Here is a 3,169-nt window from a genome sequence, read left to right as displayed (position 1 = left end):
GAGATCCTGGTCCTCATCGTGGTCGGCCTGGTCGTTCTGGGACCCGAGCGTCTGCCCGGCGCGATCCGGTGGACGTCCACCGCGCTGGGTCAGGCCCGCGACTACCTCAGCGGCATGACGACCCAGTTGCGGGAGGACATCGGACCGGAGTTCGACCACCTGCGCGAGCCGCTGTCGGAGTTGCAGAAGCTGCGCGGCATGACGCCGCGGGCGGCCTTGACCAAGCATCTGTTCGACGGCGACGACTCGCTGTTCCGTAGCTTCGACGATCCGATCGGCAGCCCCGCGGATAATATTGCGCGCCAACCGGTCACGCCACCGCCGCCGCCGCAACCGTTCAGCGGGCCGGCGCCGTTCGACCCCGACGCCACCTGAGCTCAGCGCCGGCTGGTGTCCAATCCCAGTGACATGCCGGCCAATCCACGGCGGCGGGCAGACAGGCTGTCGGCAACCCGCTGCAGCTCGGTGCCCACGGGCGAGTCGGGAGCGCTGAGCACCACCGGCAGGCCGGCGTCCCCCGCGGCGACCAGCGCGGGATCCAGCGGAATCTGGCCCAGCAGTGGCACGTCGGCGCCCATGGCTCGGGTCAGTCGCTCGGCGACCTGAGCGCCGCCACCTGCGCCGAACACCTGCATCGTCGAACCGTCCGGCAGCAACAGTCCGGACATGTTCTCCACCACGCCGACGACCCGTTGCTTGGTCTGCAGCGCGATGCTGCCGGCCCGCTCGGCCACCTCGGCCGCGGCCAGTTGCGGTGTCGTGACGACGATGATTTCGGCGTTCGGGATCAGCTGAGCGACCGAGATCGCGATGTCACCGGTGCCCGGTGGCAGGTCGAGCAGCAGCACGTCCAGGTCGCCCCAGTACACGTCGGCCAGGAACTGCTGCAGCGCCCGGTGCAGCATCGGCCCGCGCCACACTACCGGGGTGTTCTCCTGAGTGAACTGCGCGATCGAGATGACCTTCACCTCGTGCGCGATCGGCGGCAGGATCATCGACTCCACCTGGGTGGGCCGGTCGGTGGTGCCCATCATCCGCGGGATCGAGTGGCCGTGGATGTCGGCGTCGAGCAGCCCGACCGAAAGCCCACGCGCGGCCATCGCCGCAGCCAGGTTGACCGTCACCGTCGATTTGCCGACGCCGCCTTTGCCGGAGGCGATGGCGTACACCCGGGTCAGCGAAGCCGGCTGGGCGAACGGGATGACCGGTTCGCGGGAATCGCCGCGCAACTGTTTGCGCAACTCGGTGCGCTGCTCGTCGTTCATCACGTCGAGGCTGACGCGGACGGCGCCGGTGCCCGGTACGTCGGCGACGGCTTGCCGTACCCGGTCGCTGATCTCGGTCTTCTTCGGGCATGCGGCGGTGGTCAGATAGATCTCGACGTGCACATCGCCGCCGGGGCCCACCTCGATACCCTTGACCATCCCGAGTTCGGTGATGGGGCGGCGCAGCTCGGGATCGATCACCTTGGCCAGCGCGGCGCGAACGTGTGCAGTCGGATCGGTCATCAGGATCTCGAGTCTAGAGCGCGTACGGAAGCGGCCGGTCAGGCCGGGGGAGCAGCGGGTGGCGCGAAGGGCGCGAAGGGGTTCGGCGGGGCAACCGGCGGTGGAAATATGCCGAACGGAGCCGGTGGCGCCACAGCGCTCGCCGGTGGCGTGTTGATCTGCGCGGGCCCGGGAGCCTGCTCCCCGATGCAGATCACCGTGCACGACGGGCTGTAGCCACCCGGCCCCTGCGCCGACCACGGTTGGCCGTCACCGGGGTTTCCGCTGAGGTCGATCAGCGGCATTCGGGCCAGCGGGTCGGCCGATGACAGCCCGTGCATGTTCAGCGGCAGGTTGGGCCCGAGGCCCTCGGCGTGCTCGAGGTGGGCATCACCCAGCGGTGGCGCCGGCCCGACAAGTGGCGGCAGATCGACCGGCACCACGCCGGTGGCGTAGGCCGCGGCCCAGCCCAGCACGTTCTGGGCGTAGGGCATCGAGTTGTTGTAGCGCAGGATCGACGACAACACCTGCGACTGGTCGCGCAGGTTCAGGTGGCCGCTGCACAGGTAGCGGGCGGCGGCCAGCGTGGCGTCGTAGAGGTTCTGCGGATCGGCGACCCCGTCGCCGTCGCCATCGGAGGCGTAGCGCGCCCAGGTGCCCGGCAGGAACTGCATCGGCCCCATCGCGCGGGCGTAACTGACGCGTCCGGATGCGACGCTCTGGACCACCACCTCGTTGCCCGGAAGCGTGCCGTCCAGCGTCGGCCCGAAGATCGGCCGCACCGCAGTGCCGCGGGCGTCGGTGGCACCGCCGCCGGCATGGCCGGACTCGATACGGCCGATACCGGCCAGCAGATTCCAGCTGATGCCACAGGCCGGGTCGGAGACGGCCATCATCCGTTCGGCGTTGCGGTAGGCGGTCAGCGCGACCGTCGGAATGCCCAGCGCGCCTAGGTTGCTCACCACGACGGTCGGCGGGGGAGCGGCCGCGGCGGCTTCGGCGACGTGGAAGCCGATCGTGGGGTGCGTGACGGCGACCACCAGCGGGCCGGTCGGGTCGCCAGAGACTCGCGCAACGGCGGCAACCGGGGTGATGGCGGCGTCGTGCACGGTCGATTTGGCCAGCGGGAACGGCGGGGCGCCGGCGCCTTCGACGCTCGGGTAGATCAGGCAGGCGATCATCACCACTCCGAACGCCGACGAACTTGCGGTGCGTGTCAGGGTGCGCTGGACAGTGCAACGGGCGGACTGAGAAGTCGCCGCGATCGCGGCCAGCGCCACCGGGATTCGGGTGGCCTGCATGCCGCGAGTCGCGGCGTTGCGAACGGTAGACTTCGTATGGACAACGGACGCAGGCACTTTCGGGGCTTTTGGCATACGCAGTACCCGTCTCCGCATGGTTGCAAGGGCCGGACGTGCGCCCATGCGTCCCCCTCCCCGCACTCGACCTGCCTAGTCCTCGGGCGTCGTGGGGCCCGCGATACCGCGTGAGCCTCGTGAACTAGGTCACCATACATAACACTGGTGACTCCAGTGACAACAATTGCGGAGTCTCTGCCTGTGAAAACACCGCTTCTGCGCAGCGGTGTCAATTAGACGAGGCGGCGTGTCGGTCCGCGTCGTCATCGGCGGGACCGGAGGCCTCGGCCAACCGCCCTTCCAGCAGACCGTGCAGGTCTTCCA

At 69.4% G+C, this 3,169-nt stretch carries 3 protein-coding genes; 1 reads left to right on the top strand and 2 read right to left on the bottom strand.

Annotation, left to right across the window (positions count from 1 at the left end; genetic code table 11):
• Window positions 1-375, top strand: a 375-nt coding sequence (gene tatB, locus AC2VOG_RS11930; protein ID WP_486940106.1) for a Sec-independent protein translocase protein TatB, incomplete at its 5' end; no start/stop codon positions are given.
• A gap of 2 nt (window positions 376-377) precedes the next feature.
• Here the strand turns inward: tatB and AC2VOG_RS11925 are convergent.
• Window positions 378-1,508 carry an Mrp/NBP35 family ATP-binding protein gene (locus AC2VOG_RS11925; protein WP_486940105.1) on the bottom strand — a complete coding sequence of 377 codons (1,131 nt, stop codon included), beginning with the start codon at window positions 1,506-1,508 and terminating at the stop codon, window positions 378-380.
• Window positions 1,509-1,546: 38 nt separating this feature from the next.
• A complete protein-coding gene (locus tag AC2VOG_RS11920; protein ID WP_486940104.1) occupies window positions 1,547-2,788 on the bottom strand; it encodes a lytic transglycosylase domain-containing protein in 1,242 nt (413 codons plus the stop codon).
• Window positions 2,789-3,169: the final 381 nt, after the last annotated feature.

This window comes from Mycobacterium sp. TH-M11, from assembly GCF_057473725.1.
Note: the sequence above shows the minus strand (reverse complement) of the source record. Positions and strands in the feature narration are given on the sequence as shown.